The sequence below is a fragment of the Bradyrhizobium sp. CFUWI genome, assembly GCF_056429085.1.
On the sequence record NZ_JBWJZE010000002.1, the window covers coordinates 23,924 to 50,381 of the forward strand.

The following is a 26,458-nucleotide window of genomic DNA, read 5'->3' on the forward strand; positions in this document are numbered from 1 at the left end:
TGATCTTCGCTCGCCGGATGGATTGGGGTCCAAAGCGATCCGTCGAGTTTCGATGCAGTAGATTTGCGGGTTCTAGGCGGGGCGGAAATCTGTGTCTTTCCTATTGCTGCCGTGCCTTGCCTGATCCTGCTCTGCGGCAACAGGAGCGCGCGGCCCCCCGTGCGTTTGTGAAAAATCGTGATGTCCGCGCCTCTGTCGTCGGGCATCTAAGGCATCAGGCACGAACCGCATCGTTTTGAAGCAATTAACAAATTCTGGTGTGGCTCGGTCGAGGCGAAGGACCGAACCGCCCCCGGTGCGACGTCTCCGGTCGTGGACAGCAATGGGTGAATAGCCGATATATCGCTCTGGAAATGGCAGCTTGCTGCGGCCTGCTCCCTCGACGTGACGGAAAAGACATAGGATGACCAGGACAGGCGCTTACGGTGAACGGGTTGCAGAATTCCTTCGCCTCGAGGAAGCCCCTCCCACTCTGACGACAGGGTCGCTGCGCAGCACCAAGATTGCGGTCACTGAAGCGCGCAACGACAATCCCGTGCCGGGCCTTTCCGGTTCGTTTGCCGCGGAAGATGCCTATCTCGTCAGTCTGAAGCTGCGCGACTATCCGGAGTGCGAGATCTGGGAGCAGGGGCGTCACATCAAGAAGGCGGATGTCCACGCCGGCACGACGTATCTCTATGATCTCAGGGTCGACCCGCGCTACTTGATCAACAAGCCATTCCACTCTCTGCATTTCTACGTGCCGCGTTCCGCGCTCGATGGTCTCGCTGATCAGTCGGGGGCGCGGCGCATCGATACGCTCGACTGCAGTCCTGTTGGGCACGATGATGCCATCGTCCGTCATATCGGTGCCTCCTTGCGCGAGGGACTGCGGCGGCCGGACGAGGCAAACCAGCTCTTCGTCGACCACACAATGCTGGCCCTCACCGCCCACGTCGCTCAGGCCTATGGGGGCTTTCGGCACAAGATCGAGGGCAGCCGCGGCGCGCTTGCGCCATGGCAGCTCGCGCGCGCCTGCGACAAACTCGAAGCGGATCTCAGCGGGAAGCTGCCATTGGAGGCGATCGCTGCGGAGTTAGGCCTCTCCGCCAGCCATTTCTCACGTGCGTTTCGCGCGGCCACCGGCCTGCCGCCTCATCGCTGGCTTCTGCATCATCGCGTGAGGACCGCAAAGCGTCTGATGAGCGAGCCCGGCCCATCATTGTCCGAGGTTGCGATCTCGGCCGGCTTTGCCAACCAGAGCCACTTCACGCGGGTCTTCTCGGCAATTGCCGGCGTCAGCCCGGGTGCATGGCGGCATGATGTGCTGGGAGCAGCAGCAAGCCGCGAGCGGTAATCTGCCCTTGTCTGAGACTGACACTGCAGGTCGTGCGAACATGTTCACGACCTTATAGCAGAAGGGTCGTGAGTGCGTAGATGACCACGGCGGCGCCGAGGCAGCGCCGCCAAGGGTTCACGCCGCGGACGATCTCGTCGACGCCCCAGATGATGAGGCCGCCTTTCAACACGATCGTCAAGCCGACGCTGGCTTTGCCTGCGGAAGGCCAGATCCAAAGCAGAACGCCCGCAACGATCACGATCCACAAAAGGAGATTGGGCCACTGCGCGACGGTGATGGCACCGGTCTCGCGGTTTCGGAAGAACCATTGAGGGAAACTCGGCATGGCGTCCCGCGGCGGGCCAGGGATGAAGGGCTGTCGCCCGTCGGCATGAGGCTTCCAATTTCACCCGGGATGGCGGCCTGCGGCAAGCCGCGGGCGGCGGAGCCGTAGGCTGGATAATGACATTGCTCCATGACGCGCCGTCAAACCTGGCCTCGGCGGCCGACGAATCCCTCCCGGCACTGATTATTTAATTGACTTGTCATGCAGTTAAATTATATAGAGTTTTATATATTTAATAAATTTAAATAATGGCGGCGTGCCGCCTCAACGTTACGTCGATCTACCGTGTTCTGATCGAGCACTGAGCCAGGCGAACAGGCCGAGCCATCCGCTCCATTGGAGTTGCCGTCGAGGGAGGCGTGAGGCATGCGCCGACTAATTGATACAGCACCGAGGAGCGGAGAAGACATCTGGGTAGAGGATGCGACCGGGACTGCTGAGCTCGGCCACTGGTCACCTGGGGCGGATCAATGGGTCTGGCGGGACGGCTCTGCAATCAATCCTGCGCCCACCCATTGGCATCCCGCAACGGAGGATGTCGATCAGGAAGACGAAAAATCGGGCGGCTGGCTCGTGGCGGCTGCAATTCTGGTCCCCTTCATCTGCCTCGGAGCTTCACTGCTCGGCGTGTTCACACCATTCACCGCGCAATCGGACATGACGCGCATCGGCGGCGAGAGCGGCATTAGCCTTGATCAGCGGCTGGAGATCACGACCGGTTCGCTGGCGCTCCTTCAGCGCGAAGCGACCGAAGCCCTGATGCAGGCGGAGCCGGCAAGCGTGGTGCAACCAAGCCCGCGGCTGGACGAGGAGGCGCCGCGCATCGAAGCGCCGGCCAACGAGCTGGCCGAGGCGCGCAGGGAGCTCGACGAGGCAGTCCAGCGCACGCACACGGCGGAAATCGCCGCGGACGAGCTGCGGAAATCGCTTCAACAGGAGCAAGCCCACAACGCCGAGCTCGCGAACGAACTTGCCGGAGCGCGCCGCGAGATCGACGCCGGTAACGCGCGATCCCGCAACGCGGACGATGCGGCCGCGCAGCAGAGAGATGCGGCGGCGCGGGAAATCGAGGAACTGCAGCTGACCCTGCAGCAGGAACGGCAAAGAAGTGGCTTCCTCGTGAAGCAGGCGAACGCCGCGCAGGCGGCAGCGGCGAGCGCTCAGCAAGAGCGCCACGAGGCGCAGTCGCGTGCCGCCGCGCTCGCGAGCGAGCTTGCCGGAATACCCCGCGCATCGCTCATGGCGGAAGCTGCGGCTACGGAACAAGAGGCAGAGGTTGCGGAGCTGCGGCAGTCTTTGCAGGACGAGCGGCAGAAGAACGCCGACCTCGTGGCCCAGGCCAAAGCCGCGCAAGCGGTAATGGCCAATGCCGAACCACAACGCCGCGCTCTCGAAGACACTCAGGCGCATGCGGCCGCGCTGACGAGGGAACTTGCCGAAACGCGCCGTGAAATCGAAACCCGGAACGTGCAATTGCGCCAGGCGAATGATGCGGCCTCGCAGCAGAGACAGGTAGCGAACCGGGAGATTGCCGAACTGCGGCAGTCGCTGCACCAGGAGCGGAGCGGGACCGAAGCCAGGCAAAAAGACCGTGCATCGGCATCGGCTCCCATCGATGCCCGCCTCGAGGTGGCGAAAAAAGATGAAGGCCCGATCGTGCCGGCGACGCGGAGCGTGGAAGCGGCCCTCGGGGAGCCTCTGACAGCCGCAAACCAAAGCCAAAACGAGGCGGAGGCCCGATTGATCCCGCGCGCCAGGGCGTTGCTCGATCAGGGAAATATCGGCGCAGCGCGGATCGTACTCGAGCTCGCGGCTGAGAAGGACATTGCGCAGGCAAGCTTCATGCTCGCGGAGACATACGATCCGGCAGTTCTGTCCGCCTGGGGCACTTATGGAACGCGCGGCGAAGCGGCCAAGGCGCGAGAGTTCTACGCGAAGGCACACCGGGGCGGTATTCGCGAAGCGAAGGAACGGCTGGATGCGCTGCAGCGGTGAGAGTGCACTTGTTGCAGCCCTGCGGGACCAGAGATTGCGGTGGCGAATTCGGAAGGGAAACGACATGAACAGAGCGCCAAAGTCACTCTCGTTGCTCCTGCTCACCTGGTTGGTGCCGGTCGCGATGATGCTTCAGACGTCCTGCTTGGAAGCGCAAACGGCGAGAAATGCCAAGGCCGATGCTCAGCCCGTCCGAAGGTCGCTGCCCCAGGAGAATGAAAAGGACCGGATGAACGCCTGGACGGTCGGGCTCGCCGGCGGTCTGCTCGAGGGCGCACCGATCCGCCTCGCCGCAGAAATGGCGCGTGTCGTGGACGACGGAGCAGACCTGCATCTCCTGCCGATCGTCACGCGGGGAGCCACCGATAATCTGAATGCGCTGCTGTATCTGCGTGGCGTCGACACCGCAATCATCAATTCCGATGCGCTCGAAGAGTACAAGGTCCAGGCACCGCAGATCCGAAGCCGCATCACGTATCTGCTCAATCTCTTCCCATCCGAGCTGCATATCTTTGTGCGGCCTGAAATCACAAGCCTGCAGGATCTCGCCGGCAAGAAGGTGAACTTCAACACCCTGGGCACCGCAGCCGCCTATTCAGGGCCACTGATCTTCAGCCGTCTGGGCATCGATATCGACAAGACGTTCATTCCGCATCAGGTGGCCCTCGAACAGATGCGCAAAGGCGAGATGTCTGCCGTCGTGTTCATTACCTCGAAACCCGTCGACGCCTTCGTAAAGGGCCGTTGGGAGGCTGGATTCAAGTTCCTGCCGGTCAACTACGACAGCAAGTTCGAGGACTATTATCTGCCCGCGACTCTGGATGCCAGCGAGTATCCCAATCTGATCAGGCAAGGCGAGCGGATCTCGACCATCGCGGTGCCGACAGCGCTCGTTGCGTTCAACTGGCCACAACATTCGAATCGCTACAAGCGCGTGGCGCGCCTTGTCGAGTATCTGTTCTCGCGAGTCGACCGGCTGCAGGCGCCAGGCTTCGATCCGAAATGGCGGTCGATCAATCTCGCGGCGACCGTGCCAGGACTCACCCGCTTCCAGGCCGCGCAGGATTGGCTGGATCGCAAGGCGCGCAGTGCACAGGCGCGGCCATGAAGCGTGCGGCTGCTCCGCTCGCCGTCGCTTTCAATGTGGCTTGCGGAATCGCATACGCGCAAAACACGAGTGATCCCATAGCAATACTTCGGTCTTGTTCGGCGATGGAGGGGCAAGCTCGGCTGGAATGTCTGCAAGATCTGTCACGCAAGATTCCACCGCCCGGGCGGCGGGCCTCAGACGATAGCTGGCTGATCAGCGAGACCACTTCGCCAGTCGACTATTCACCAATCGTCACCGCCACGACCTCTTCCGTCGGCGGCTCGGATGGTGCCGCGATGCTACTCGCAATCCACTGCCGCAAAGGCCGTACGGAAGTCGTAGTCGCAGGACCGACGGTGGCACGCAGTGCCAGTGAATATGCCGTCTCCCTTCAGCTCAACGCGGAGCAGCCAATGCAACTCACGGCGGCCTTGCCGCTGTTCGGTTCCGGCGTCGCTTTCGGCGGCGACGTCGTGCAGTTGCTGAAGTCGCTACCCGACGACGGGCACATCATCGTGCGTCTCACCATCCGCACCGGCGCGGTGCAAGAGGGAAAATTCTCGCTCAGCGGATTCAAGAACGTGCGCGAAAGAGTGGGGACGGCATGCAAATGGCCGCATGCCGTTGCCAGACCAGGACGGTGACCATCAGGTAACGGGAGAAACGAGATGATCAATCCAAAGTTGGCGACGGCAATCATCAGCGCCTTGGCGATGCTGCTTCTGGCCGGACCAAACGCGCGGGCGCAGCAGGACAACCCGTGGGCCCCGCAGACGAGCGCGAAGAGCAAAGCGAGCAATCCGAAGCAGTCAAACGCACATAAACAAGCGGGCAAGCCGACGCAGAATCACACAGGCAAGCGGAACCCTGCAAGCGAGGGAGCGCTGGCTCAGATGATCAAACCTGAGGTCGCCCGCAAGCCGCATCGGTTGATCTTGCAGGTTAACTCCAACGAACCTGCGATGATGAATCTCGCCCTCAACAATGCGACCAACGTCGCGCAATATTACCGCGATCTTGGTGAGCCGGTGTCGATCGAGGTCGTCACCTTTGGTCCCGGGCTTCACATGCTGCGTGAAGACACCTCGCCGGTAAAGCCGCGCATCGAGGTTCTCGCGATGAGCCATCCCGAAATCTCCTTCAAGGCTTGCGGCAACACGCAGGAAAACATGCATAAGGCGGAGAACAAGGACATAAGCCTGATTCCGCAGGCCTCGGTCGTCAAATCCGGTGTCGTCCGCGTCATGGAGCTGCAGGAACAGGGCTGGAGTTACGTCAAACCGTGAGATCAGGCGGCAAATCGGGCACGGCAGGTCTCCGCGAGCCGCGCCAGCGGGCACTCGCTGCCCGTCCTTGCGGGCTTCCAAGGCGTGCGAAGATTGCCTCGCTGTTCGGAGCCCCTAGAACTGATACCGCCGCAAGCCCCCGTCCACCGGGATCACCGTCCCCGTGATGTACCGCGCCACGGGTGAGGCCAGGAAGACCGCGAGCGCCGCCAGATCCTCCGGCTCGCCCCAATAGCCGACGGGGATTTCCTCTTCGGCAAAGCGCTCGCGATAGTCGGGTGCGTAATTGCGGCGGATCTGCTCGCTCATGATGCGGCCGGGCGGGATGCAATTGATGGTGATGCCGTGCTCGCCGATCTCGCGCGACAGGCCCTTGGCCCAGGCGTGCACCGCGGCCTTGGCGGCGAAGGCGGCGTTGAGGCCTTCCGGCTCGGACTTGCCGGTGATGTTGACGATGCGGCCCCATTTGCGTTCGATCATCTGCGGCAGCAGCGCATGCGCGATGCGGCGGTAGCTGGTGAAGTTCAGCGCGATCGCCTCGTCCCATTTGCTGTCGGGCGCGTCGACCGGCAGCGGGCGGCTGCCGCCGGCATTGTTGACGAGGATGTCGACATGGCCAAGCTCCTTCAACGCGAAGGCCGCGATCCGCTCCGCCGCGTCCTTGGCCATGACGTCCTGCTCGAACGGAGTGATCAGCCCGCCGCCGACTTCCTTCACGAGCTCTGCGAGCAAGTCGCCGCGCCGCGCCACGCCGACGACGCGCACGCCCTCGGCCGCAAGGCCCTTGGCAATGGCGCGTCCGATGCCGATGCTCGCGCCGGTGACAACAGCGGTTTTCGATTTGAGCCCGAGGTCCATGGTCACACGCTCTCTTGGTTGTCTTCTTGCTTGTTGCTGATCGTTTCCTGTCCCGTCCCGCCTTGCGAATTGCCTGAGCGGGACGAGCAGTGGTAACCAAGGGCGACGTTGAAGGAAACACGAAAAAGAAAAAGGCGTTGAGCGATGGTCTGGGATCCGCAGCAATATCTGAAATTCTCCGGCCATCGGCTCCGGCCCGCCGTCGACCTCTTGATGCGGATTCCGGATTTCGGCCCGCGCGAGATTGCCGATCTCGGCGCGGGCGCCGGCAACGTCACGAAACTGATTAGGGAGCGTTGGCCGGACGCGACGGTGACGGCTGTCGAGGGCTCGGCCGAGATGGTCGCCGCCGGCCGCAAGGCAGCGCCGGATGTGGAATGGTCGCATGAAGATCTCGGCCATTGGCATCCGGCCGGGCAATACGACCTGATCTATTCCAATGCCGCACTGCACTGGCTACCCCATCATGCGGCACTGTTTCCGTCGGTGATGGCGAGGGTGAAGCCCAGCGGCATGCTTGCGGTGCAGATGCCGCGCAACTTTCTGGCACCGTCGCATGTGTTGATCGGCGAGACCGCGCTCGATGGTCCGTGGCGGTCCAAGGTCGAGCATCTCGTCACGCCGTCGCCGGTCGAGGGGCCGGCCTACTACCATGATCTTCTCGCGCCGATGTCGGCCAACATCGACATCTGGGAGACCGAATATCTGCAAGTCCTCGAAGGCGAGAACCCGGTCAAGGAATGGACCAAGGGGACCTGGTTGACGCGTTATCTCGACGTGCTTGCTGGCGACGAGAAGATCGCGTTCGAGGCCGCCTATGGCGCGCGCGTTGCGAAAGCCTATCCGAAGAATGCGGCGGGACAGACCCTGTTCCCGTTCCGCCGTCTCTTCATTGTCGCGCAGCGCAAGGGCTGATGCATTGCCGCAATGCGACATAAGCGCTCGTCGCCACGGGCGGCCGCGTGCCGGGTTGCGCAGACAGCCTCCGTCAAGATAGCTTGGCTGCGGCAAATTAGGCTTAGGTCTGGTTGTTCGGCTTGCGGGTTGCTGCGAGTACTGACCGCAAAACAAAAAGAACCCGGTTTCGAGGTTGTTGGGGAGGTTCTTCATGCGCAAAGTGCTTCTTGCGGTCGCGGCGGTCGCATTAGGTCTGGCCCCTGCCGCTGCGCCGGCCCAAGCTCCGATCGCCATCAAGTTCAGCCACGTCGTCGCCAACGACACCCCGAAAGGGAAGGGCGCGCTGAAGTTCAAGGAGCTGGCCGAGAAGTACACCGACGGCAAGGTCAAGGTCGAAGTCTACCCGAACTCCACGCTCTACAAGGACAAGGAGGAGATCGAGGCGCTGCAGCTCGGCTCGGTGCACATGCTTGCGCCCTCGACGGCGAAATTCGCGCCGCTCGGCATCAAGGAGTTCGAGGCGCTCGACCTGCCCTGGCTGTTCCGGGACGATGCGACCTATGCCAGCGCGATGAAGGGCACGATCGGCAAATGGCTGTTCCAGAAGCTCGAGGCCAAGGGCATCACGGGGCTCGCCTATTGGGACAACGGCTTCCACATGCTGTCCGCCAACCGTCCCTTGCTGAAGCCGACAGATTTTCAGGGGCTGAAATTCCGCATCTCCGGATCGAAGGTCGCCGACCAGTATCTCCGCATCATGGGCTCGATCCCGCAGATCATGGCGTTCTCGGAAGTTTACCAGGCCTTGCAGACCGGCGTGGTTGACGGCTGCGAGAACACGGCGTCAAACTACCTCACGCAGAAGTTCTACGAGGTGCAGAAGGACATCACCGTGTCCTATCATGCCCATCTGCAATATGCCGTGATCGTCAATTCGAAGTTCTGGTCGGGCCTGCCGCCCGACATCCGCACCCAGCTTGACAAGGCGATGGCGGAGGCGACTGACTACACCAACTCGATCGCGCGCCAGGAGAACGAGGACGCGCTGGCCGAGATCAAGAAGACGGGTAAGACCAATCTGCATTATCTCACCGACGCCGACCGCAAGGCCTGGCAGGAGGCGATGCAGCCGACGTATAAATGGGCAAAGGGGCGGGTCGGGCAGGAGGTGCTCGATCTCCTTGCCAAGGAACTCGACGTCAAGATGAACTGACGGCCGCGGCCCAATAAGAACAATACCAACGGTCGGGGGTGATCGCACTCCCGGCCGTTTCACTCTTGAATGGACGAGCCAATGCTGGGGGGACGAAGTTGCTGCGTGGGCTGAATCGCTTTCTCAATCATCTCGAGGAATGGCTGATCGCGACGATGATCGCGGCTGCGACGTCGCTGATCTTCGTCGCCGTGCTGCATCGTTACGGTGCCGGGCTGTCGATCGACATCGCCAAATGGGCGGAAGCCCGCAATCTGGCCTTCCTGGCCGTCCCGGCCCGCGCGGCGTTCGTCTGGCTTGCCGCGCTCGACCTGTCCTGGGCGCAGGAGCTCTGCATCTACATGTTCATCTGGATGGCGAAGTTCGGCGCCGCTTACGGCGTGCGGACCGGCATCCATGTCGGCGTCGACGTGCTGGTCAACATCCTGCCCGGCGGGTCGCGCCGGCGCGTGATCACCTTCGGCCTTCTGTGCGGCGCTCTTTTCACCGCCATCGTCGGCTATTTCGGGGCCGCCTTCGTCACCCACATGTGGCAGAGCGGCCAGCAGTCCAACGATCTCGAAGCGCCGATGTGGATGGTCTATCTCACCATCCCGCTCGGCTCCGGCCTGATGTGCTTCCGCTTCCTGCAGGTCGCCTGGTCGTTCTACCGCACCGGCGAGCTGCCGCACCACGACGTGGCGGGCGTCGAAGGCGTCGAAAGCGTCGAGATGGACCCGGTGCATCCGGCCCCGGTCACGCACACTCAGGTGGTCCGGGACGAGCGCAGCCCGCTCGGCTGGATCCTGATGCTGCTGCCGGTCCTGATCGTCGCCATCTGCTTCGCCCATGCGGGCCACCTCATCACGCTGCCGCAGGGCGTGCGCGTCGCCATCGTGTTCGCGCTGCTGCTCTCGCTGATGCTGACGGGCATGCCGATCTCGATCGCGCTGGGTCTCACCGTGCTCAGCTTCATGTTCACGCTGACCGACGTGCGAACCGAATCGGTGGCGCTGAAGCTGTTCACGGGCATCGAGAATTTCGAGATCATGGCGATCCCGTTCTTCATCCTCGCCGGTAACTTCCTGACCCATGGCGGGGTGGCGCGGCGGATGATCGCCTTCGCAACTTCCCTGGTCGGCCATTGGTACGGCGGTCTCGCCTTGTCGGGCGTCGTGGCCTGCGCGCTGTTCGCCGCGATCTCCGGCTCGTCGCCGGCGACCGTGGTGGCGATCGGCTCGGTGATCCTGCCGGCGATGGTCGCGCAAGGCTTCCCGAAGCGGTTCGGCGCCGGCGTGATCACGACCTCGGGTTCGCTCGGCATCCTGATTCCGCCGTCGATCCCGATGGTGCTCTACGCCGTCTCCACCAACAGCTCGGTGGGCAAGCTCTTCATCGCCGGCATCGTGCCGGGATTGGTGCTGGCCTCCTTGCTCGGCGCCACGACGTTCTATCGGGCCTGGCGCAACGACTATCCGCGGATGCCGAAGGCCACCTTCCTCGAGCGCCTCGATGCGTTCCGCAAGTCGATCTGGGGCATCCTGCTGATCGTGATCGTGATCGGCGGCATCTACAGCGGCCTGTTCACGCCGACCGAAGCTGCTGCCGTCAGCGCGGTCTACGCCTTCATCGTGGCCGTGTTCATCTACAAGGACCTGAGGCTGCGCGACGTTCCGCGCGTGCTGCTGTCATCGGCGAACCTCTCGGCGATGCTGCTCTACATCATCACCAACGCCGTGCTGTTCTCGTTCCTGATGACCTACGAGAACGTGCCGCAGGCGCTGGCGCAATGGATGATCGACCAGGGCCTGGGGTGGATCGGCTTCCTGCTGCTCGTCAACCTGCTGCTGCTGATTGCGGGCAATGTGATGGAGCCGTCCTCCATCATCCTGATCATGGCGCCGATCCTGTTTCCGGTCGCGATCAAGCTCGGCATCGATCCGATTCATTTCGGCATCCTGATGACAGTCAACATGGAGGTCGGGCTGTGCCATCCGCCCGTCGGCCTCAACCTCTACGTCGCCTCAGGCATCGCCAAGATGGGCATCACCGAGCTCACGGTCGCGGTGTGGCCATGGCTGCTCACGATGCTGGGCTTCCTCGTGGTGGTGACGTACTGGCCCGGCCTGTCGCTGTGGCTACCGCGGCTGCTGGGAATGTAGCGGCGCGGGGCGGAGCGGAGACAATGAGCTTGCGTCTCCGCCCGTCCCGGCGAGACATGGCTAATGCACGGTAAATCCGCACGCTCAAATGCGATCGTTGAGTAGCGAACGCAATCTTTACGGGTCTGCGCTAGATGCCAGCGGATGGGAGCTGGCATGTTTTTCAACAGAATGGAGTCCGGACCGGCGTCGATTTCGGACGCCGTCCATTTGGAAGTCATCACGGGTCTTCACGGCACGATGATGCCCACCATTCTCGCGGCCGCCTGCCAGGCGTTGGTCGGCGCCATCACGACCTACGAGACCGGTGATATGATGACGGCCGGCCTGACGGTCGCCGGCGTGGTGGTGGCGATTGTTCGTCTCGTCGAGATATTTGCATTCCGCCGCCGCCTCGCGGCTCCGCCACTTCTCGGCCGGGCCGAGGCCGTGCACTGGGAACGGCGCTACATTGCCGGCACCGTGGTAACGGCCCTCGTGCTCGGCGTGTTCGCCGCGCGCAGCATCGTGCTGGGCGATGCGCTCTGCTGCGTGATGGCGGTCGGCATCGGTTTCGGCTTCGGCGCCGGCGTGGTGGCGCGGCTGGCGCTGCGTCCCGCTGCGGCGCTGCTCGATCTCGCCGCGATCGCCGCGCCCGCCGCGATCGTGAGCTTCATGCAGCCCGATCTCCGCCATGTCGGGCTCGGTCTCCTCATTCTGATGTACGTGGTCGCGAGCTTCGAGATGGTTCGGCTCAGCTTCAACGCCTCGATCAGCCAGATCACGCTCAAGCGCCAGTTCGAGCAGCTCGCGCGCTCCGATCCGATGACCGGCGTGTCCAATCGTTCGGTGCTGGCAAGGGATCTGCCCGTGATGCTGTCGGCCGGGATGGTTGCCGTCCATACGCTGGATCTCGACCGCTTCAAGGAAGCGAACGACCGGTTCGGCCACCCCGCCGGCGATGCGCTGCTGAAGCAGGTCGCCGGGCGGCTCAAGGCGCTGGCCGCGCCTGACGACCTGGTGATCCGCATGGGCGGCGACGAGTTCGTCCTGGTGCAGCGCGCCGCGTCCGACGCGGAGGCGATGGCACGGCGGATCGTGCAATCGATCGGCACGCCATACGAGGTTGACGGACAGGTGATCGATCTCGGTGCGAGCGTCGGCGTTGCCGTCGCGCCGGACGACGGCCGAACCGCAGAGGCGCTGTTGTCGCGCTCGGACAAGGCGCTTTACCGGGCCAAGCAGAATCGTGGCGGCTACGTGCTGGCCAGCGAGCTGCGGATGGCGGACAACGCCACGGCATCGCGCCAAGCCGTTGAAGGCGTAGCTGCCTAGCCCATGCACCCTCTCGTCGGGGGAGGGGAGAAGGGAAGACGGCATCCATTTCCTTCGTCTCCTCCAATGGCAATCGACCGCAAGATGCGGTTAGATGCCGTGCATCAGGCGGGGGGACACACATGACCGAACTCAGCAATGAGCCGAAGGACGCAACGCCCTCCGTCATCGCGCAGCAAGCGGCGATGCTGAACGCGTTGCCGTTTTCCGACACGCGGGATTTCGACGATGCCGCGCGCGGCTTCCTCGGCACCATCGAGAACGCGGAGATCACGAACCCGCAGGGGCGGACGGTCTGGAGTCTTCAGCCTTACGGTTTCCTGTCCACCGAAGAGGCGCCGCCCACGGTCAATCCGAGCCTGTGGCGGCAATCGCGTCTCAACATGCAGCACGGCCTGTTCGAGGTCGTACCCGGCGTCTACCAGGTGCGCGGGCTCGACATCGCCAACATGACGCTGATCGAGGGCGACAGCGGCGTCATCGTCGTGGACACCCTGACCTCGATCGAAGGGGCCCGCGCCGCGCTCGATCTCTACTTCAAGCATCGCGGCACGCGACCGGTCGCGGCGATCATCTTCACCCATACCCACACCGACCATTGGGGCGGCGCCCGCGGCGTGCTGGAGGACGATGCGCTCGCGACCGGCCGCGTGCCCATCATCGCGCCGAACCTGTTCATGGAGCACGCCGTCTCCGAGAACATCATCGCAGGACCGGCGATGCTGCGCCGGGCGCAGTACCAGTTCGGGCCGCTGCTCGCCAAGGGCGCGCGCGGACAGGTCGATTGCGGTCTCGGCAAATCGATGGCGGCGGGATCGGTTGCGCTGTTGCGCCCCACGGACCTGATCATGGCGACCGGCGATACGCGCGTGATCGACGGCGTCGCGTTCGAATTCCAGATGGCGCCGAACAGCGAAGCGCCGGCGGAGATGCACTTCTTCGTCCCGCGCTACAGGCTGCTGAACCTCGCCGAGAACTGCACGCACAATTTTCACAATCTGCTGCCGTTCCGCGGCGCCGACGTGCGCGACGCGCTGGCCTGGTCGAAATATCTGGGCGAGGCCTTGCGGCTCTGGGACGGCAAGGCCGAGGCGATGTGCGGCCAGCACCATTGGCCGGTGTGGGGACGTGAGCGCATCGGCACGATGATCCGCCAGCAGCGCGACCTCTATAAATTCGCGCATGATCAGACCATCCGCCTGATGAATCACGGCCTCACCGCGGCCGAGATCGCCGAGACGATCCGGTTGCCGAAGAGCCTGGAGGGCGCCTGGCACGGCCGCGGCTATTACGGCCACATCCGCCACAACGTGAAAGCGATCTACCAGAAATATCTCGGCTGGTACGACGCCAATCCGGTCAATCTCGATCCGCTGCCGCCGGTCGAATCCGGCAAGAAGTATGTCGAGTACATGGGCGGGGCGGACGCGATCCTGGCGCGGGCGCGCACCGATTTCGACAGGGGTGAATTCCGCTTCGTCGCGCAAGTGCTCGGCCATCTCGTCTTCGCCGAGCCTGACAATGCGGCAGCACGCGGTCTCCTGGCTGATACGCTGGAGCAGCTCGGCTACGCCGCCGAAAGCGCGACCTGGCGCAACGCCTATCTGTTCGGCGCCCAGGAGCTGCGCCAGGGCATGCCGAAGGTGCCGGCACGCCCGCCGATGCCGCGCGAGACGCTGGCCGCGCTGCGCACCTCGCAGCTCTGGGATGTGCTCGGCATCCGCCTCAACGGTCCCAAGGCGGAGGGCAAGCACATCGTCTTGAACTGGAGCTTTTCCGACACCGGCGAGACCTTCGTGCTCAATCTGGAGAACTGCGCGCTCACCTACACCGAGGGGGTGCAGGCGGAAGGCGCCGATGCCAGCTTCACGCTGGCGCGCGCCACGCTCGACGAGGTGATCGCCAAGCTGACCAGCTTTCCGGAGGCGGTTGCCGCCGGCAAGGTCAAGCTCGCCGGCAACCCGATGAAGCTGGCCGAGCTGATGGGCCTGATGGACGAATTCCCGAGGATGTTCGAGATCGTCGAGCCGAAGCGGGCGGTCGTGAGATAGAGGCTTTGCTGTTCGCCACGCATGTGTCGCCACGCATGTGCGGTGATCTGTCCACCGCATATTCGCTGTCATCGCCCGGCTTGACCGGGCGATCCAGTATTCCAGAGAACGTAGTGCCTGAGCCGATATGCCGCGGCGTACTGGATGCCCCGGTCAAGCCGGGGCATGACAGTGTGCCCTTGCAGTGCTACTCCGCGCTGCTCACCAGCTTGATCCGCGGCGCCTTTTCTTCGGCGAGGCTGCGGTAGGCCGCGAGATAATCCAGCGCCATGCGCCGCGCCGTGAAGCGCGTCTCGAATTGCTTGCGGATCGCGGCGCGGTCGAGTTGCGGAAGGCGGTTCACCACGCCCGCCGCGCTGATCACGTCCTCGACGATGAAGCCGGTCAGGCCTTCGTCGATGATCTCCGGCACCGAGCCGCGGTTGAAGGCGACGACCGGCGTTCCGCAGGCCATGGCTTCGATCATCACGAGGCCGAACGGCTCCGGCCAGTCGATCGGCAGCAGCAGGCCGAGCGCGCCGCTGAGGAAATCCGACTTCTCGTGATCGCCGATCTCGCCGATGAACTCCACCAGCGGGTTGTTCTCGATCATCGGCCGGATCAGCTCGTCGTAGTAATCCTGATCGGCACGATCGACCTTGGCCGCGATCTTCAGCGGAATGCCGCAATGGGTCGCGATCTTGATGGCGCGGTCGACGCCCTTCTCGGGCGCGATGCGGCCGAGCACGGCGAGATATTCCTGCCGCATGGGCTTCGGCGTCAGCAGGTTCTCCGGAAGACCGTGGTGGATCGTCGTCACCCAATTGGCCTGCGGCACCGGCCGCCGCTGCGCGTTGGAGATCGAGATGACGGGCATCTTGGAGAAGGTGTTGAAGACCGGCTGATGCTCCGGCAGGTCGAGCCGGCCGTGCAGCGTGGTCAAGAACGGCGTCGGCTGCCGGTGGAACAGCGACCAGGGATAATAGTCGAGATGGAAATGGAGGAAGTCGAATTCCTCGTCATCACATTTCTGCCGCACACGCTCCAGCAGCACCATGTGCAGCGCATTGGGATCGCGCACGGAACCGTCGAGGCGAAGCGCCTTCGGCCACAGGGCATCGAGCTTGGCCGAGGTGTGCGAGTCGCCGCTGGCGAACAGCGTCACGTCGTGTCCAAGGGCCACCAGCTCCTCCGTCAACCAATGCACCACCCGCTCGGTGCCGCCATACAGCTTGGGTGGAACAGCCTCCGTCAACGGAGCTACCTGCGCGATGCGCATCTCACCATCTCCTCTGCGATCATGATTGTCGAAACCCCCGCCAGTACGGCACCGGCATGCCAGATAGGGGAACGTTCCCGCAGTTGCGAAGTTCCTTCTCCCGAATGTTACTTCTTCGACACGTTGGAGCGCGCCGCGATCCTGCCACCACATCTTCGCAGATCGTCCGCATCCGCATGTCGTGATCGTCAAGCCCGGGAACCCGGGCGAAGAGATCGATGTTCAAGTCGGTCGGTCACCAACGAAAAACCAGCATAATGGGGCGATAACCATATGGATCAGCTTTCTGGATACGCGCGCAGGCCATTTGCCTTTGTCTTGCGCTATCTCCGGCGTCGTCTCGCGTCGCATTTGGTGATCCTGACCGCGGTCGTTGCCGCGGTTGCCTGCTCGGTAGGCACCCAGTACGGGGTCAAATCCCTGGTCGACAGCCTGTCGGCCGGGCCGTCGCATGGAGGCAGCGTATGGCTGGCATTCATTTTACTCATGTCGCTGATCGCTGCCGACAACTTCCTGTGGCGGATCGCGAGCTGGACGGCGAGCTTCACTTTCGTTCGTGTCACGGGTGATTTGCGCCGTGACATCTTTCGTCATCTGACCGGGCACGCGCCGAGCTATTTCTCCGACCGCATGCCGGGCATGCTGACGAGCCGCATCACCGCGACGTCGAACGCGGTGTTCACGGTCGAGAACATGTTCGTCTGGAACGTGCTGCCGCCCTGCATCGCCACAATTGCGGCAATTGCCCTGATTGGAACCGTCAGCCCTTATATGGCGCTCGGTCTGACCGTGATCGCCGGCGGCATGGTGGTCGCGATGTTCCACCTGGCCGCCGCCGGCAAGCCCCTGCACGACGATTTCGCCGACAAGGCGGCGGTCGTGGACGGCGAGATGATCGACGTCATCAGCAACATGCCGCTGGTGCGGGCCTTTTGCGGCATCGGCCACGAACATGAGCGGTTCGACGCGACGGTGAATCGGGAACTCACCGCGCGAAGCCGCAGCCTGCGTTATCTGGAGAAGCTGCGGCTGTTGCATGCCGCCGTGACCGTGCTCCTGACGGTGGCGCTGATGGCCTGGGCAGTCACGCTCTGGCAGAAGGGGGAAGCGACCACCGGCGACGTCGTGCTGGTCTGCACGCTCGGCATCTCCATCCTGAGCGCCACGCGCGATCTCGCGGTGGCACTGGTCGACGTCACCCAGCACGTCGCCCGTCTGACCGAGGCGATCGCCACGCTGCTGGTGCCGCACGAGCTGCGCGACCACCCCGAGGCGGAGCCGCTGGTCAAGAGCGGCGCCTCGATCTCGTTCAACAACGTCACCTTCGGCTATCCCGGCGGGGAGAAGATCTTCGAGCGGTTCAGCCTTCGCCTGCAACCCGGCCAGCGCGTCGGCCTGGTCGGCCAGTCCGGCGGCGGCAAGTCGACGCTGTTCACGCTGCTGCAGCGCTTCTACGACGTCGACGACGGCAGCATCACCATCGACGGGCAGGACATCTCGAAGGTCACGCAGCTGAGCCTGCGCGAGGCGATCTCCGTCGTGCCGCAGGACATTTCCCTGTTTCATCGCTCGATCCGCGAGAACATCCGCTACGGCCGCCCGAACGCGACCGACGACGAGGTGCTGCGCGCCGCGATCGCGGCACGCTGCGATTTCGTCGAGAACCTGCCGGATGGTCTCGACACCATGGTCGGCGACCGCGGCGTCAAGATGTCGGGCGGCCAGCGCCAGCGCATTGCCATCGCGCGGGCCTTCCTGAAGGACGCGCCGATCCTGCTGCTGGACGAGGCCACCGCCGCGCTCGACAGCGAATCCGAGGAGGCGATCCGCGAGGCACTGTCGCGCCTGATGCGCGGCCGTACCGTGATCGCGATCGCGCATCGGCTGGCAACGCTGCGTAATTTCGATCGCGTGGTGGTGCTGAGAAATGGTAAGATCATCGAAGACGGGTCGCCCGAGCGCCTGATGCAGGGTCACGGACCCTATCGTGAACTGGTCACGCAGGAAATGAGTAGGCTGGCGCAAGCCGCCGCGTAAGCCAACAATCGCGTTCTCGAGTCGGTCGCGTTTCAAACAAGCGCAGGGGAGCTGCTCATGTCGGCCGAAGCCGTAACCCAACTCGTCTCCGTGACACGGACCTCCGAACAGGTCGCGGAGCAACCTTTCTATATTCCGATGACCGGGCCCTCGGCGCGGCCGCGGCGGTCGCTCAAGCACGACGACATGTTCATCGTGCTCGACAGCCATGGCGACATCGGCGCCTCGGCAGGCGGGCCGGATGGCCTGTTCCATCACGATACGCGCTACCTCGCGCGGCTCGAGCTCGTGCTCGACGATCTCCAGCCGCTGCTGCTCGGCTCCAACCTGCGCGACGACAATTCGGCGCTGACCGTCGATCTGACCAATCCGGACATCTACCGACGGGAAAGCCTCGTCCTGCAGAAGGATCTGCTGCACATCGTGCGCACGATCTTCCTGTGGCGGGGCACCGCCTATCAGCGCATCGGCGTGCAGAACCATGGCGAGCAGCGCACCAGCTTCGAGCTGACGCTGCTGTTCGACAACGATTTTGCCGATCTGTTCGAGGTGCGCGGCGAGCGCCGCCCGCACCGCGGCACCGGCACGAGCAGACTGCTCGGGCCGACCGACGTGCTGTTCGAATATCGCGGTCTCGATGACATCGAGCGCACCACGGGGCTGCATTTCGACCCGCGTCCGACGCGGCTGTCGGTGAACGCGGCGACCTGGCAGATCGAGCTGGACCCGCACGAATCGACATCGCTGTTCGTGGCCGTGTCCTGCAACCGGCCGATGGCGGAGAGGCCGGCGCGGTTCTTCCGGGGACTACTCGCTCACCGCCGCGAGATGCGCCATTCCACCATGGGCGCCGCCAGCATCGAGACCTCCAACAACATCTTCAACGAGGTGCTGTGCCAGGCCATGGCCGACCTCAACATGCTGATGACGGAGACGCCGCAGGGGCGTTATCCCTATGCCGGCATTCCCTGGTACTCGACGACGTTCGGCCGCGACGGCCTGATCACCGCGCTCCAAATGCTGTGGGTCGATCCGCGCATCGCCAAGGGCGTCTTGCGCCGGCTCGCGCATTTCCAGGCCAAGGCGGTCGATCCGCTTGCCGATGCCGCGCCCGGCAAGATCCTGCATGAGATGCGCGGCGGAGAGATGGCGGCGCTGCGGGAGGTGCCGTTCGCGCAATATTACGGCAGCGTCGATTCCACCGCGCTGTTCGTCCTGCTCGCCGGCAGCTATTTCGAACGGACCGGCGACGAGAAGACCTTGCTCGAGCTATGGCCGGCGATCGAGGCGGGGCTGGCCTGGATCGACGGTCCCGGCGATCCCGACCAGGACGGCTTCGTCGAATATCAGCGCGCGACCGAGAAGGGGCTGGCCAACCAGGGCTGGAAGGATTCCTACGACGCGATCTTCCACGCCGACGGCCAGCTCGCGGAAGGCAATATCGCGCTCGCCGAAGTCCAGGGCTACGTCTATGCCGCCAAGCTGCTCGCCGCGCGTTGCGCCTTGCGGCTCGGCAAGCCGGATCGCAGCCGCAAGCTCGAGGCCGAGGCGAGCGCGCTGGCCGAACGCTTCGAGCAGGCGTTCTGGTGCGAGGAACTCGGCACTTATGCGGTCGCGCTCGACGGCAAGAAGCGGCCGTGCAAGGTGCGGACCTCGAACGCCGGTCAGGTGCTGTTCAGCGGCATGATCCGCGAGGACCGCGCCCGCCTCGTCGCCGCCGATCTGATGCGGCCGCACTTCTTCTCGGGCTGGGGCATCCGCACCGTCGCGCAGGGCGAAGTGCGCTACAATCCGATGTCCTACCATGACGGGTCGATCTGGCCGCACGACAACGCGCTGATCGCGCTCGGGCTCGCGCGCTACGGCCTCAAGCACTCGGTGGCGCATGTCTTCAAGGGGCTGTTCGACGCGGCGACCTACATGGACCTGCGCCGGTTGCCCGAATTGTTCTGCGGCTTCCGGCGCGAGAAGCGGCGAGGTCCGACGCTCTATCCGGTCGCCTGCGCGCCGCAGGCCTGGGCCAGCGCGACGCCGTTCACGCTGCTGGAAGCGGCGCTCGGTCTCGAATTCGACGTGGCGCGCGGTGAGATTCGCCTGCGCAACCCGCATCTGCCGGCGTTCCTCAACGAGGTGTTCTTGCGCGATCTGCGCCTCGGCGATTCCAGCGTCGACCTGCGCGTCAGCCGCCACGGCGACGACGTGGCGCTGGAGGTGATGCGCACGCGCGGCCAGATCCAGGTCTCGATCGTGCTGGCGCGCTAGCGGCGCGCAAGGAGGGCGTCATGCGTGCGATCGGAGCATTGATCCTTGGTACAGCCCTCGTTGCAAGGCTGGCGGTCGCGCCCTCGCACGCCGCGGACGAGCCGCCGACAAGCCCGCATGAGGCCAATGCGCCGGCCACCCAGCCGCCGGCCTCGACCGTGCCCGTCACGCCGAAGGATGCCGCTCCGCCGCCGTCGGTGACCATCATCGGCGCCAGCGAGGCCCATGGCGTGCTCGGCCGCGACGTGCGCAGCGCCGCCGGCGAGGACATGGGTCGCATCGTCGACGTCATCGTCGATCGCACCGGCCATGTGCGCGCCGCCGCGATCGATTTCGGCGGGTTTCTCGGCGTCGGCAGCCGCAAGATCGTGGTGGACTGGAACGCGCTGCGCTTCGGCAAGATTGCCAACAAAAAGGACAGCATCACGCTGGAATTGACCAAGGCGCAGGTCGCGGCCGCGCCGGAATACAAGGAAGACACGCCGATCGTCGTGCTCGGCGCGTCCGGCAGCCTTCAACCGCTGCAAGCAATCCAGTGAGGTGCGGGGAGGGCTGACCGCCTGTGCTGTTGTCGAGGAAGCTGAACCATGCAGATCGCGACGGCCGCGTTGAACAGGACGACGTCGCCGCGCCATCGGTCAACGGCATCCCGGCGCCGTCGCGCCAGAGCCTGCGTGGCCTCGACTGGTTCATCTTCTTCCTTGCCGACGTGCAGACCGGATTCGGTCCCTTCATCGCGGTCTATCTGACCACCCAGAAATGGACCCAGGTCGAGATCGGCCTCGTGCTGTCGATCGGCGGCATCGTCGGGTTGATCGGGCAGATGCCCGGCGGGGCGATCATCGATGCCGCGAAGTCGGAGCGTCTGGTTGCCGCCCTCGCGATCGCGACCATCGGCGCTTGCGCGCTGGCCTATGCCGCGATGCCGATCTTCCCGGTCGTGGTGGCGGCGGCCACCTTGCACGCGGCGGCGAGCTGCGTGCTGGGGCCGGCGATTGCGGCGATCAGCCTTGGCCTGGTCGGTCCACTCGCGATCGGCGAGCGGCTCGGCCGCAACGCGCGCTTTGCCTCGCTCGGCAACGGGGTCGCGGCGGCGGTGATGGGCACCGCGGGCTATCTGCTGTCGAGCCGCTCGGTGTTCCTGGTCACCTCTTTGCTCGTCATTCCGACCCTGATCGCGCTCTCGCGTATCCGCGAGAAGGAGGTCGATATCAGGCGCTGTCACGGCGAGATGCCGCCTGAAGCCGCCGGCCGTGCCGACACCAATATCTGGCACCTGGTCCGGCAGCGTCCGCTGATCGTCTTTGCCCTGAGCGTTCTGCTGCTGCAACTGGCGAACGCCTCGATGATGCCGCTGATGGCAAGCGCGGTGACGGCGCGGTCCGCCCAATGGGCGACGGTGCTCGTCGCCTTTTGCATCGTCGTCCCGCAGGCGATCGTGGCGCTGCTGTCGCCGACGGTCGGGCGCAAGGCGCAAGCGTGGGGCCGGCGACCGCTGCTGCTGATCGGGTTCGGCGCGCTCGCGATTCGCGGCCTGTTGTTTGCGACCGTGCGCGATCCCTATCTGCTGGTCGCAGTGCAAGTGTTCGACGGCATCACCGCCGCGGTATTCGCGGTGATGATTCCGCTGATCGTCGCCGACGTCGCCTTCGGCAGCGGCCATTTCAATCTGGCGCAAGGAATCGTCGGCACCGCAACGGGCATCGGCGCGTCGTTGAGCACCGTGCTCGGCGGCTATGTCAGCGACAAGTTCGGCAACGCAACCGCCTTCATCGGGCTGTCCGGCGTTGCCGCGACCGGGCTCTTGCTGATTCTTCTGGTGATGCCGGAGACGCGGCGCACGGCATGATCGGCGGCCAAAAGGAAAATGGCCGGCCGAAACGAGCTCGGCCGGCCAAGTTGGTAGGGAGGAGAAAGATCAGACGAAGATCAGGCGTCGAGATGTTGCAGGCGCTGACGGTTGCGCAGCACGATCTGGCGGGCGCCGGAGAAGCCGAGGATACCCTGAGTGCACAGCTGCGACAGCGCGCGCGACACGGTTTCAAGGGTGAGGCCGAGATAGTCGCCGATGTCGCGGCGGCACATCGGCAGCGCCATCATGCCGGCAACGGCGAGGCGGCGGTCCATTTCGAGCAGGAAAGTCGCGACCCGCTCCATCGCGGTCTTGCGACCCAGCAGCAGCATGTGGTCCTCGGCATGGCGCAGCTCGGAGGCAGTCATCGCCCAGAGCTTGCGGGCGACCTGGACGTCGGTGCCGGCGGCCTTCTCGAGGCTCGCGCGCTTCACGAGGCGCACGGTGGTGTCGATGATGGCTTCGGCGGCAAGGCGGTGGGCGGGACCGGATTCGAGGCCGAACACGTCGCCGGGAAGATGGAAGGCGCCGATCTGGCGGCGGCCGTCGGAAAGCAGCTTGTAGCTGCTCACTGCCCCTGAAACGACCTGGTAGACATATTCGGCCGGCTCGTCCTCGCCATAGATCTCCTCGTCCTTGCGGTAGGAGAACTCGGTGGCGACCAGACCCACGTGGCCGGTGATGGCGCCGAACTGGTCGGTGACGGGATGGGCGGGCGCAGCCTTGCCGACAATCTGGGTGTTGATCGCCGGGGTGTTGATCGTCTGGGTCAGCATCTGCGCCATCTCCGTTGTGATGGCGCCTTGGTACGCGGTATCCGGGGCTTCGAAAATTTCGATCGATATCTTAAGGGGGGTGCCTTACGTAGAATCCCGTAGGTCAGGCGCCGGGACGGTCCTGGATGGCGTGGCGGATGCACTTGACCAGGTTTTCGTCGAGAAGCGGCTTCAAAACCACGTCTTTGATGCCCGCCGTCGCAGCCCGGGCCGAGATGTTCTCGTCGGGATAGCCGGTGATCAGGATCACGGGCACATCGCGGTCGGATTTGCGCAAGCGGCCGGCCAGCTCGATGCCGTTGATGTCTGGCATTTTGTAGTCGATGACGTAACAGTCCGGTCCAGCCGCGCCGCCGATATTGAGCAGCGCCGTGCCGCTCCTGAAGGTCCGCACGGCAAAGCCGTCGGTCTCCAGCAGGAACCGCAGGGATCCCAGGACGGCGGCGTCATCGTCGACCACAAAGACGGTGGGTCGTGCCGGGGATGACGGCCGCGCAGGATGTGAGCTGACCTCGATCATGTTGTCTGGCTAGCATTGCGCCGGGAAGGTGCCTTGACCTGCCTCAATCGTTGAGCATGCCGGCGCGCATCGCCAGCCGGACCAGTTCCGAGAGGCTGTTGGCCTGCATCTTGGTCATGACATTGGCCCGGTAGACCTCGATCGTGCGCGGGCTGATGTCGTATTCTCGGGCGATCAGCTTGTTGGAGAGGCCCGCAATCAGCCCTTCCATGACCTGGCGCTCCCTGGGACTCAAGGACGCGACGCGGGCGGCGATGTCCTGCGTGACGACTTCGTTCTTGGCGGCGGGCTCGGCCTGCCGGATCGCCGACTCGATCATGGCGGTGAGACGGTCGTCATCGAACGGTTTTTCCAGGAAGTCGACCGCCCCGAGCTTCATCGCCTCGACCGCGAGCGGCACGTCGCCATGACCGGTCATGATCAGGATCGGGAACGGGCTTTGCTGCGCCTTCATCCGCTTGAGCAGCTCGATGCCGTCGAGGCCGGGCATGCGCACGTCGGAGACGACGCAGCCGAAGCCGAGGCCGGGCAGGGCTTCGAGAAAAGCGAGGGCGTCGTCGAACAGCGTGACGTCGAAGCCGGCGGAATCCAGCAGGAAATTCAACGAATCGCGCATCGCTGCATCGTCGTCGATGACGTAGACATGTCCCTTGGTCGTCATGATCAGCTTTCGTCAGTTGCCGGCAAGGTGAAGCGGAATGTCGCTCCGCCCGCTGCGTTGCTCTCGGCCCACATGCGGCCGCCGTGGGCCTCGATGATCGAGCGGCTGATGGAGAGTCCCACGCCCATGCCGGTATCTTTGGTGGTGAAGAAGGTCTGGAAGAGATTTGGAAGAACGTCGTCCCGGAAGCCGGAGCCGGTGTCGGAGACCTCCACCTCGATCATGTCGTCGGCAACGCGGGCATTGGCAACGACGAGCTCGCGGCGCGGCGACTGCGCCATGGCCTCCAGCGCGTTGCGGAACAGGTTGACCAGCACCTGCTGGATCTGCACCCGGTCGGCGAGCACGAGATCGGCGTCGGGATTGAGGCTGAAACGGAGCTGCACGTTCTGCTCGCGCGCGCCGGCAAGCCCGAGCGCGCCGGCCTCCTCGATCAGCTTGGACAGGCTCTCGACCCGCTTCTCCGACTCGCCGCGGGAGACGAAGTCGCGCAGGCGCCGGATGATCTGGCCGGCGCGCAGGGCCTGCTCGGCCGCACGATCCAGCGCGTTTTCGACCTTCGGCGTGTTGGGATCGCTGCTGCCGGCGAGAAGGCGCCGCGACCCCTTCATGTAATTGCTGATCGCCGCCAGCGGCTGGTTGAGCTCGTGGGCGAGCGCCGAGGCCATTTCACCCATCGCGGTCAGCCGCGAGACATGGACCAGCTCGGATTGCAATTCCTGGAGCCGGGCCTGGGTCTGCTGGTGCTCGGTGAGGTCGCGGACGAAGCCGGTGAAATAAGGCTCGCCCGCGCGTTGCGTCTGCCCGACCGACAGGTGCATCGGGAAAGTCGTGCCGTCGCGGCGCTTGCCCGTCACAATCCGGCCGATGCCGATAATGTGCGGATCATTCGTCCTGAGATAGCGGACGAGATAGCTGTCGTGACGCGACTGATCGGGCTCCGGCATCAGGATGCTGACGTTTCGGCCGATGGCTTCCTGCCTGCTGTAGCCGAACAGCCGCTCGGCGGCGCTACTGAAGAGCTGCATGATGCCGCGGGAATCGATGACGATCATGGCGTCGGGCACTGTCTCGAGAATCGAACGAAGATGATTCTCCTGGGAACGCAGGGCGTCCTCGAGATGCTTTTCCTCGTTGATGTCGAGGAAGATGCCGCTGAGATGACGTGGCGTTCCTGAATCGTCGCGGATCACGCCGGCCCTGGCCCGGATCCACTGACCGGTCCCGGAGGCGACGCCCAGCCTGAAGGACAGGTCAAGTCCCCCGCCGCCTTCCAAGGCGCGCCCGATCGCCTTCTGGAAGTGGTCGCGATCGCCCGGCTCCAGCAAGGAAAGAAAGAGATCGTAGCTGACGGTCTGGTCCCGCTCGAGGCCAAACAGCCGCCTGGCCATGTCCGACCATTCGAGTTCGTGCGTCTTTAGATCAAGGTCCCATGTGCCGACCCCGAATCCCTCGATGCGGACGCGGAAATGGTCGCCCCGACCGTCGTCTGCCGGTTGGGTTACGCGGGTCGGCGCCAATCTCTGCTCCTCATCTCAGCACGGTCGGCAGGATGCCGTTACCGCTAGCACAATTTCGCCCAAGGCGCGTTCCGAGGCAAGCGCGGACCTTGAATTCACTGGCGTATTCCTTTGGGCAACGGCCGGGGAGCCGCAACGCTCATTTTTGATCTATCTCATCCTGCTGCACGGCAGCGGGCTTAGGCTTCAACAAAACCCGGTGATGTGGAGATACCCGATGACATACGCGACGGTGATGGTCAGCCTGGCGCTCGATCAGTCCAACGAGGCGCGTCTTCAGGTCGCCGGTGAGCTCGCCGAACGATTCGAGGCGGCCATCGTCGGGGTCGCCGCGGCGCAGTTCGCGCCGCCGCTCTATTTCACCGACGGCGCCGAGGCACAAGCGCTGATCGACGAGGGCGAAGCTTCGGTCAAGCGGCGGCTGGCCGGCCTCGAGGCGCAATTCCGGGCGGCGACCAAGAATCGCGGCGGACATGCGGAGTGGCGCAGCGCCATGGACTTCCCGGCGCGATTCGTCCTGGCGCAGGCGCGTTGCGCCGACATCATCGTCAGCGGCGGGCAGAGCCCGGCCTTCTCTGACGCGTTCGCGCTCGCAAGCCCCAAGGATCTGGTGATGCAAGCCGGCCGCCCGCTTCTCGTCGCCCCCGATCGGGTCACCTGGCTCGACCTGCGCAGCGTGCTGGTGGCGTGGAAGGACACGCCGGAGGCGCGGCGGGCGGTGGCCGACGCGTTGCCGATGCTGCGCAAGGCGAGGGACGTCACCATCGCGGCAATTCCCGAGCGCGACGGGGACCGTTCGGTCGTGATGGCCGGCGTCACCGACGTTGCCGCCTGGCTCGCCCGCCATGGCGTCACCGCGACGGCGCGCATCTGCGAAGGCGCCCGGAATGAAACTGCCGCGGCGCAACTGGAAAAAGTCGCAGGCGACGTTGATGCCGGCCTGATCGTTGCGGGCGCTTACGGTCATTCGAGGTTTCGTGAGCTGATCCTGGGAGGCGTTACCCAGTATCTGGTCACGCAGACCGCCCGCTGCGTGCTGCTGTCGCACTGACGGCCCGGCCGG

The 26,458-nt window shown here is 64.4% G+C and carries 22 protein-coding genes and 1 pseudogene; 16 read left to right on the forward strand and 7 right to left on the reverse strand.

Translation table 11 applies throughout. The features are described from left to right. Positions 1 to 403: 403 nt before the first annotated feature. A complete protein-coding gene (locus AC066S_RS04015) occupies positions 404 to 1,336 on the forward strand; it encodes a helix-turn-helix transcriptional regulator (RefSeq protein ID WP_126256576.1) in 933 nt (310 codons plus the stop codon). A gap of 52 nt (positions 1,337 to 1,388) precedes the next feature. Here the strand turns inward: AC066S_RS04015 and AC066S_RS04020 are convergent, their stop codons facing one another. Next, positions 1,389 to 1,664, reverse strand: coding sequence for a hypothetical protein (locus AC066S_RS04020; RefSeq protein WP_478268956.1), 276 nt, complete (start codon positions 1,662 to 1,664; stop codon positions 1,389 to 1,391). A 366-nt stretch (positions 1,665 to 2,030) separates the two neighbouring features. Between AC066S_RS04020 and AC066S_RS04025 the strand changes: the two genes are divergently transcribed. From AC066S_RS04025 to AC066S_RS04040, 4 genes are all read left to right on the forward strand, one after another. Then, positions 2,031 to 3,659, forward strand: a complete 1,629-nt coding sequence (locus AC066S_RS04025) for a coiled-coil domain-containing protein (RefSeq protein ID WP_478268957.1) — start codon at positions 2,031 to 2,033, stop codon at positions 3,657 to 3,659. 64 nt (positions 3,660 to 3,723) lie between these two features. Continuing rightward, the gene (locus tag AC066S_RS04030) at positions 3,724 to 4,767 is read left to right on the forward strand and encodes a TAXI family TRAP transporter solute-binding subunit (RefSeq protein WP_478269318.1); all 1,044 of its coding nucleotides are present in this window, start codon (positions 3,724 to 3,726) and stop codon (positions 4,765 to 4,767) included. Beyond that, positions 4,764 to 5,393 carry a hypothetical protein gene (locus AC066S_RS04035; RefSeq protein WP_478268958.1) on the forward strand — a complete coding sequence of 210 codons (630 nt, stop codon included), beginning with the start codon at positions 4,764 to 4,766 and terminating at the stop codon, positions 5,391 to 5,393. The genes AC066S_RS04030 and AC066S_RS04035 overlap by 4 nt, the downstream gene beginning before the upstream one ends. 24 nt (positions 5,394 to 5,417) lie before the next feature. Then, positions 5,418 to 6,035 (forward strand): DsrE family protein, encoded by a 618-nt coding sequence (locus AC066S_RS04040; RefSeq protein WP_478268959.1) that lies wholly within the window; start codon positions 5,418 to 5,420, stop codon positions 6,033 to 6,035. A 114-nt stretch (positions 6,036 to 6,149) separates the two neighbouring features. Here the strand turns inward: AC066S_RS04040 and AC066S_RS04045 are convergent, their stop codons facing one another. Further along, positions 6,150 to 6,893 carry an SDR family NAD(P)-dependent oxidoreductase gene (locus tag AC066S_RS04045; protein WP_135162270.1) on the reverse strand — a complete coding sequence of 248 codons (744 nt, stop codon included), beginning with the start codon at positions 6,891 to 6,893 and terminating at the stop codon, positions 6,150 to 6,152. Between the two features lie 144 nt (positions 6,894 to 7,037). On the opposite strand from AC066S_RS04045, the gene AC066S_RS04050 reads away from it, so the two are divergent. The 6 genes and pseudogenes from AC066S_RS04050 (at position 7,038) to AC066S_RS04075 (ending at position 14,509) form a co-directional block, all read left to right on the forward strand. Continuing rightward, positions 7,038 to 7,808 carry a methyltransferase domain-containing protein gene (locus tag AC066S_RS04050; protein ID WP_478268960.1) on the forward strand — a complete coding sequence of 257 codons (771 nt, stop codon included), beginning with the start codon at positions 7,038 to 7,040 and terminating at the stop codon, positions 7,806 to 7,808. 193 nt (positions 7,809 to 8,001) lie between these two features. Further along, a complete protein-coding gene (locus tag AC066S_RS04055; RefSeq protein ID WP_478268961.1) occupies positions 8,002 to 9,003 on the forward strand; it encodes a DctP family TRAP transporter solute-binding subunit in 1,002 nt (333 codons plus the stop codon). A 155-nt stretch (positions 9,004 to 9,158) separates the two neighbouring features. Next, a pseudogene (locus AC066S_RS04060) lies at positions 9,159 to 9,638 on the forward strand (TRAP transporter small permease); the annotation flags it as partial. Positions 9,639 to 9,863: 225 nt separating this feature from the next. Then, positions 9,864 to 11,144 carry a TRAP transporter large permease gene (locus AC066S_RS04065; RefSeq protein ID WP_235885004.1) on the forward strand — a complete coding sequence of 427 codons (1,281 nt, stop codon included), beginning with the start codon at positions 9,864 to 9,866 and terminating at the stop codon, positions 11,142 to 11,144. A 156-nt stretch (positions 11,145 to 11,300) separates the two neighbouring features. After that, complete coding sequence (locus AC066S_RS04070; protein ID WP_478268962.1) at positions 11,301 to 12,458, forward strand: diguanylate cyclase domain-containing protein; 1,158 nt, start codon at positions 11,301 to 11,303, stop codon at positions 12,456 to 12,458. Between the two features lie 122 nt (positions 12,459 to 12,580). Further along, positions 12,581 to 14,509: an alkyl/aryl-sulfatase gene (locus AC066S_RS04075; protein WP_478268963.1), complete on the forward strand. Its 1,929-nt coding sequence runs from the start codon at positions 12,581 to 12,583 to the stop codon at positions 14,507 to 14,509. A 187-nt stretch (positions 14,510 to 14,696) separates the two neighbouring features. On the opposite strand, the gene AC066S_RS04080 is transcribed toward AC066S_RS04075, so the two are convergent. Next, on the reverse strand, positions 14,697 to 15,767 hold the full coding sequence (locus AC066S_RS04080; protein ID WP_126256568.1) for a glycosyltransferase family 4 protein: 1,071 nt from the start codon (positions 15,765 to 15,767) through the stop codon (positions 14,697 to 14,699). 273 nt (positions 15,768 to 16,040) lie between these two features. On the opposite strand from AC066S_RS04080, the gene AC066S_RS04085 reads away from it, so the two are divergent. The 4 genes from AC066S_RS04085 to AC066S_RS04100 are packed head-to-tail and all read left to right on the forward strand — an operon-like array spanning position 16,041 to position 21,915. Then, positions 16,041 to 17,804 carry an ABC transporter ATP-binding protein gene (locus AC066S_RS04085; RefSeq protein WP_126256567.1) on the forward strand — a complete coding sequence of 588 codons (1,764 nt, stop codon included), beginning with the start codon at positions 16,041 to 16,043 and terminating at the stop codon, positions 17,802 to 17,804. A gap of 57 nt (positions 17,805 to 17,861) precedes the next feature. Next, the gene (locus tag AC066S_RS04090; RefSeq protein WP_126256566.1) at positions 17,862 to 20,066 is read left to right on the forward strand and encodes an amylo-alpha-1,6-glucosidase; all 2,205 of its coding nucleotides are present in this window, start codon (positions 17,862 to 17,864) and stop codon (positions 20,064 to 20,066) included. A gap of 20 nt (positions 20,067 to 20,086) precedes the next feature. After that, entirely contained in the window at positions 20,087 to 20,605 is a 519-nt protein-coding gene (locus AC066S_RS04095) for a PRC-barrel domain-containing protein (protein ID WP_478268964.1), read from the forward strand. A gap of 23 nt (positions 20,606 to 20,628) precedes the next feature. Next, positions 20,629 to 21,915: an MFS transporter gene (locus AC066S_RS04100; RefSeq protein ID WP_135167914.1), complete on the forward strand. Its 1,287-nt coding sequence runs from the start codon at positions 20,629 to 20,631 to the stop codon at positions 21,913 to 21,915. A gap of 80 nt (positions 21,916 to 21,995) precedes the next feature. On the opposite strand, the gene AC066S_RS04105 is transcribed toward AC066S_RS04100, so the two are convergent. The 4 genes from AC066S_RS04105 to fixL form a co-directional block, all read right to left on the reverse strand. Next, positions 21,996 to 22,694 carry a helix-turn-helix domain-containing protein gene (locus tag AC066S_RS04105; protein ID WP_478268965.1) on the reverse strand — a complete coding sequence of 233 codons (699 nt, stop codon included), beginning with the start codon at positions 22,692 to 22,694 and terminating at the stop codon, positions 21,996 to 21,998. Between the two features lie 103 nt (positions 22,695 to 22,797). After that, the gene (locus AC066S_RS04110) at positions 22,798 to 23,214 is read right to left on the reverse strand and encodes a response regulator transcription factor (RefSeq protein WP_478268966.1); all 417 of its coding nucleotides are present in this window, start codon (positions 23,212 to 23,214) and stop codon (positions 22,798 to 22,800) included. Between the two features lie 43 nt (positions 23,215 to 23,257). Beyond that, positions 23,258 to 23,875 carry a response regulator FixJ gene (gene fixJ, locus AC066S_RS04115; RefSeq protein WP_126256562.1) on the reverse strand — a complete coding sequence of 206 codons (618 nt, stop codon included), beginning with the start codon at positions 23,873 to 23,875 and terminating at the stop codon, positions 23,258 to 23,260. Positions 23,876 to 23,877: 2 nt separating this feature from the next. After that, positions 23,878 to 25,395 carry a sensor protein FixL gene (gene fixL, locus AC066S_RS04120; protein WP_478268967.1) on the reverse strand — a complete coding sequence of 506 codons (1,518 nt, stop codon included), beginning with the start codon at positions 25,393 to 25,395 and terminating at the stop codon, positions 23,878 to 23,880. Positions 25,396 to 25,612: 217 nt separating this feature from the next. Between fixL and AC066S_RS04125 the strand changes: the two genes are divergently transcribed. Beyond that, positions 25,613 to 26,446 carry a universal stress protein gene (locus AC066S_RS04125; RefSeq protein ID WP_126256560.1) on the forward strand — a complete coding sequence of 278 codons (834 nt, stop codon included), beginning with the start codon at positions 25,613 to 25,615 and terminating at the stop codon, positions 26,444 to 26,446. Positions 26,447 to 26,458 lie beyond the last annotated feature (12 nt).

Bases quoted from the DNA above. Each gene is read 5' to 3' on its own strand.
- AC066S_RS04055 (WP_478268961.1), top strand. From the start codon at position 8,002: ATGCGCAAAGTGCTTCTTGCGGTCGCGGCGGTCGCATTAGGTCTGGCC.
- AC066S_RS04040 (WP_478268959.1), top strand. From the start codon at position 5,418: ATGATCAATCCAAAGTTGGCGACGGCAATCATCAGCGCCTTGGCGATG.
- fixJ (WP_126256562.1), bottom strand. From the start codon at position 23,875: ATGACGACCAAGGGACATGTCTACGTCATCGACGACGATGCAGCGATG.
- AC066S_RS04125 (WP_126256560.1), top strand. From the start codon at position 25,613: ATGACATACGCGACGGTGATGGTCAGCCTGGCGCTCGATCAGTCCAAC.
- AC066S_RS04025 (WP_478268957.1), top strand. From the start codon at position 2,031: ATGCGCCGACTAATTGATACAGCACCGAGGAGCGGAGAAGACATCTGG.
- AC066S_RS04110 (WP_478268966.1), bottom strand. From the start codon at position 23,214: ATGATCGAGGTCAGCTCACATCCTGCGCGGCCGTCATCCCCGGCACGA.
- AC066S_RS04080 (WP_126256568.1), bottom strand. From the start codon at position 15,767: ATGCGCATCGCGCAGGTAGCTCCGTTGACGGAGGCTGTTCCACCCAAG.
- AC066S_RS04045 (WP_135162270.1), bottom strand. From the start codon at position 6,893: ATGGACCTCGGGCTCAAATCGAAAACCGCTGTTGTCACCGGCGCGAGC.
- AC066S_RS04085 (WP_126256567.1), top strand. From the start codon at position 16,041: ATGGATCAGCTTTCTGGATACGCGCGCAGGCCATTTGCCTTTGTCTTG.
- AC066S_RS04015 (WP_126256576.1), top strand. From the start codon at position 404: ATGACCAGGACAGGCGCTTACGGTGAACGGGTTGCAGAATTCCTTCGC.
- AC066S_RS04095 (WP_478268964.1), top strand. From the start codon at position 20,087: ATGCGTGCGATCGGAGCATTGATCCTTGGTACAGCCCTCGTTGCAAGG.
- AC066S_RS04030 (WP_478269318.1), top strand. From the start codon at position 3,724: ATGAACAGAGCGCCAAAGTCACTCTCGTTGCTCCTGCTCACCTGGTTG.
- AC066S_RS04020 (WP_478268956.1), bottom strand. From the start codon at position 1,664: ATGCCGAGTTTCCCTCAATGGTTCTTCCGAAACCGCGAGACCGGTGCC.
- AC066S_RS04050 (WP_478268960.1), top strand. From the start codon at position 7,038: ATGGTCTGGGATCCGCAGCAATATCTGAAATTCTCCGGCCATCGGCTC.
- AC066S_RS04090 (WP_126256566.1), top strand. From the start codon at position 17,862: ATGTCGGCCGAAGCCGTAACCCAACTCGTCTCCGTGACACGGACCTCC.
- AC066S_RS04075 (WP_478268963.1), top strand. From the start codon at position 12,581: ATGACCGAACTCAGCAATGAGCCGAAGGACGCAACGCCCTCCGTCATC.
- AC066S_RS04105 (WP_478268965.1), bottom strand. From the start codon at position 22,694: ATGCTGACCCAGACGATCAACACCCCGGCGATCAACACCCAGATTGTC.
- AC066S_RS04035 (WP_478268958.1), top strand. From the start codon at position 4,764: ATGAAGCGTGCGGCTGCTCCGCTCGCCGTCGCTTTCAATGTGGCTTGC.
- AC066S_RS04070 (WP_478268962.1), top strand. From the start codon at position 11,301: ATGTTTTTCAACAGAATGGAGTCCGGACCGGCGTCGATTTCGGACGCC.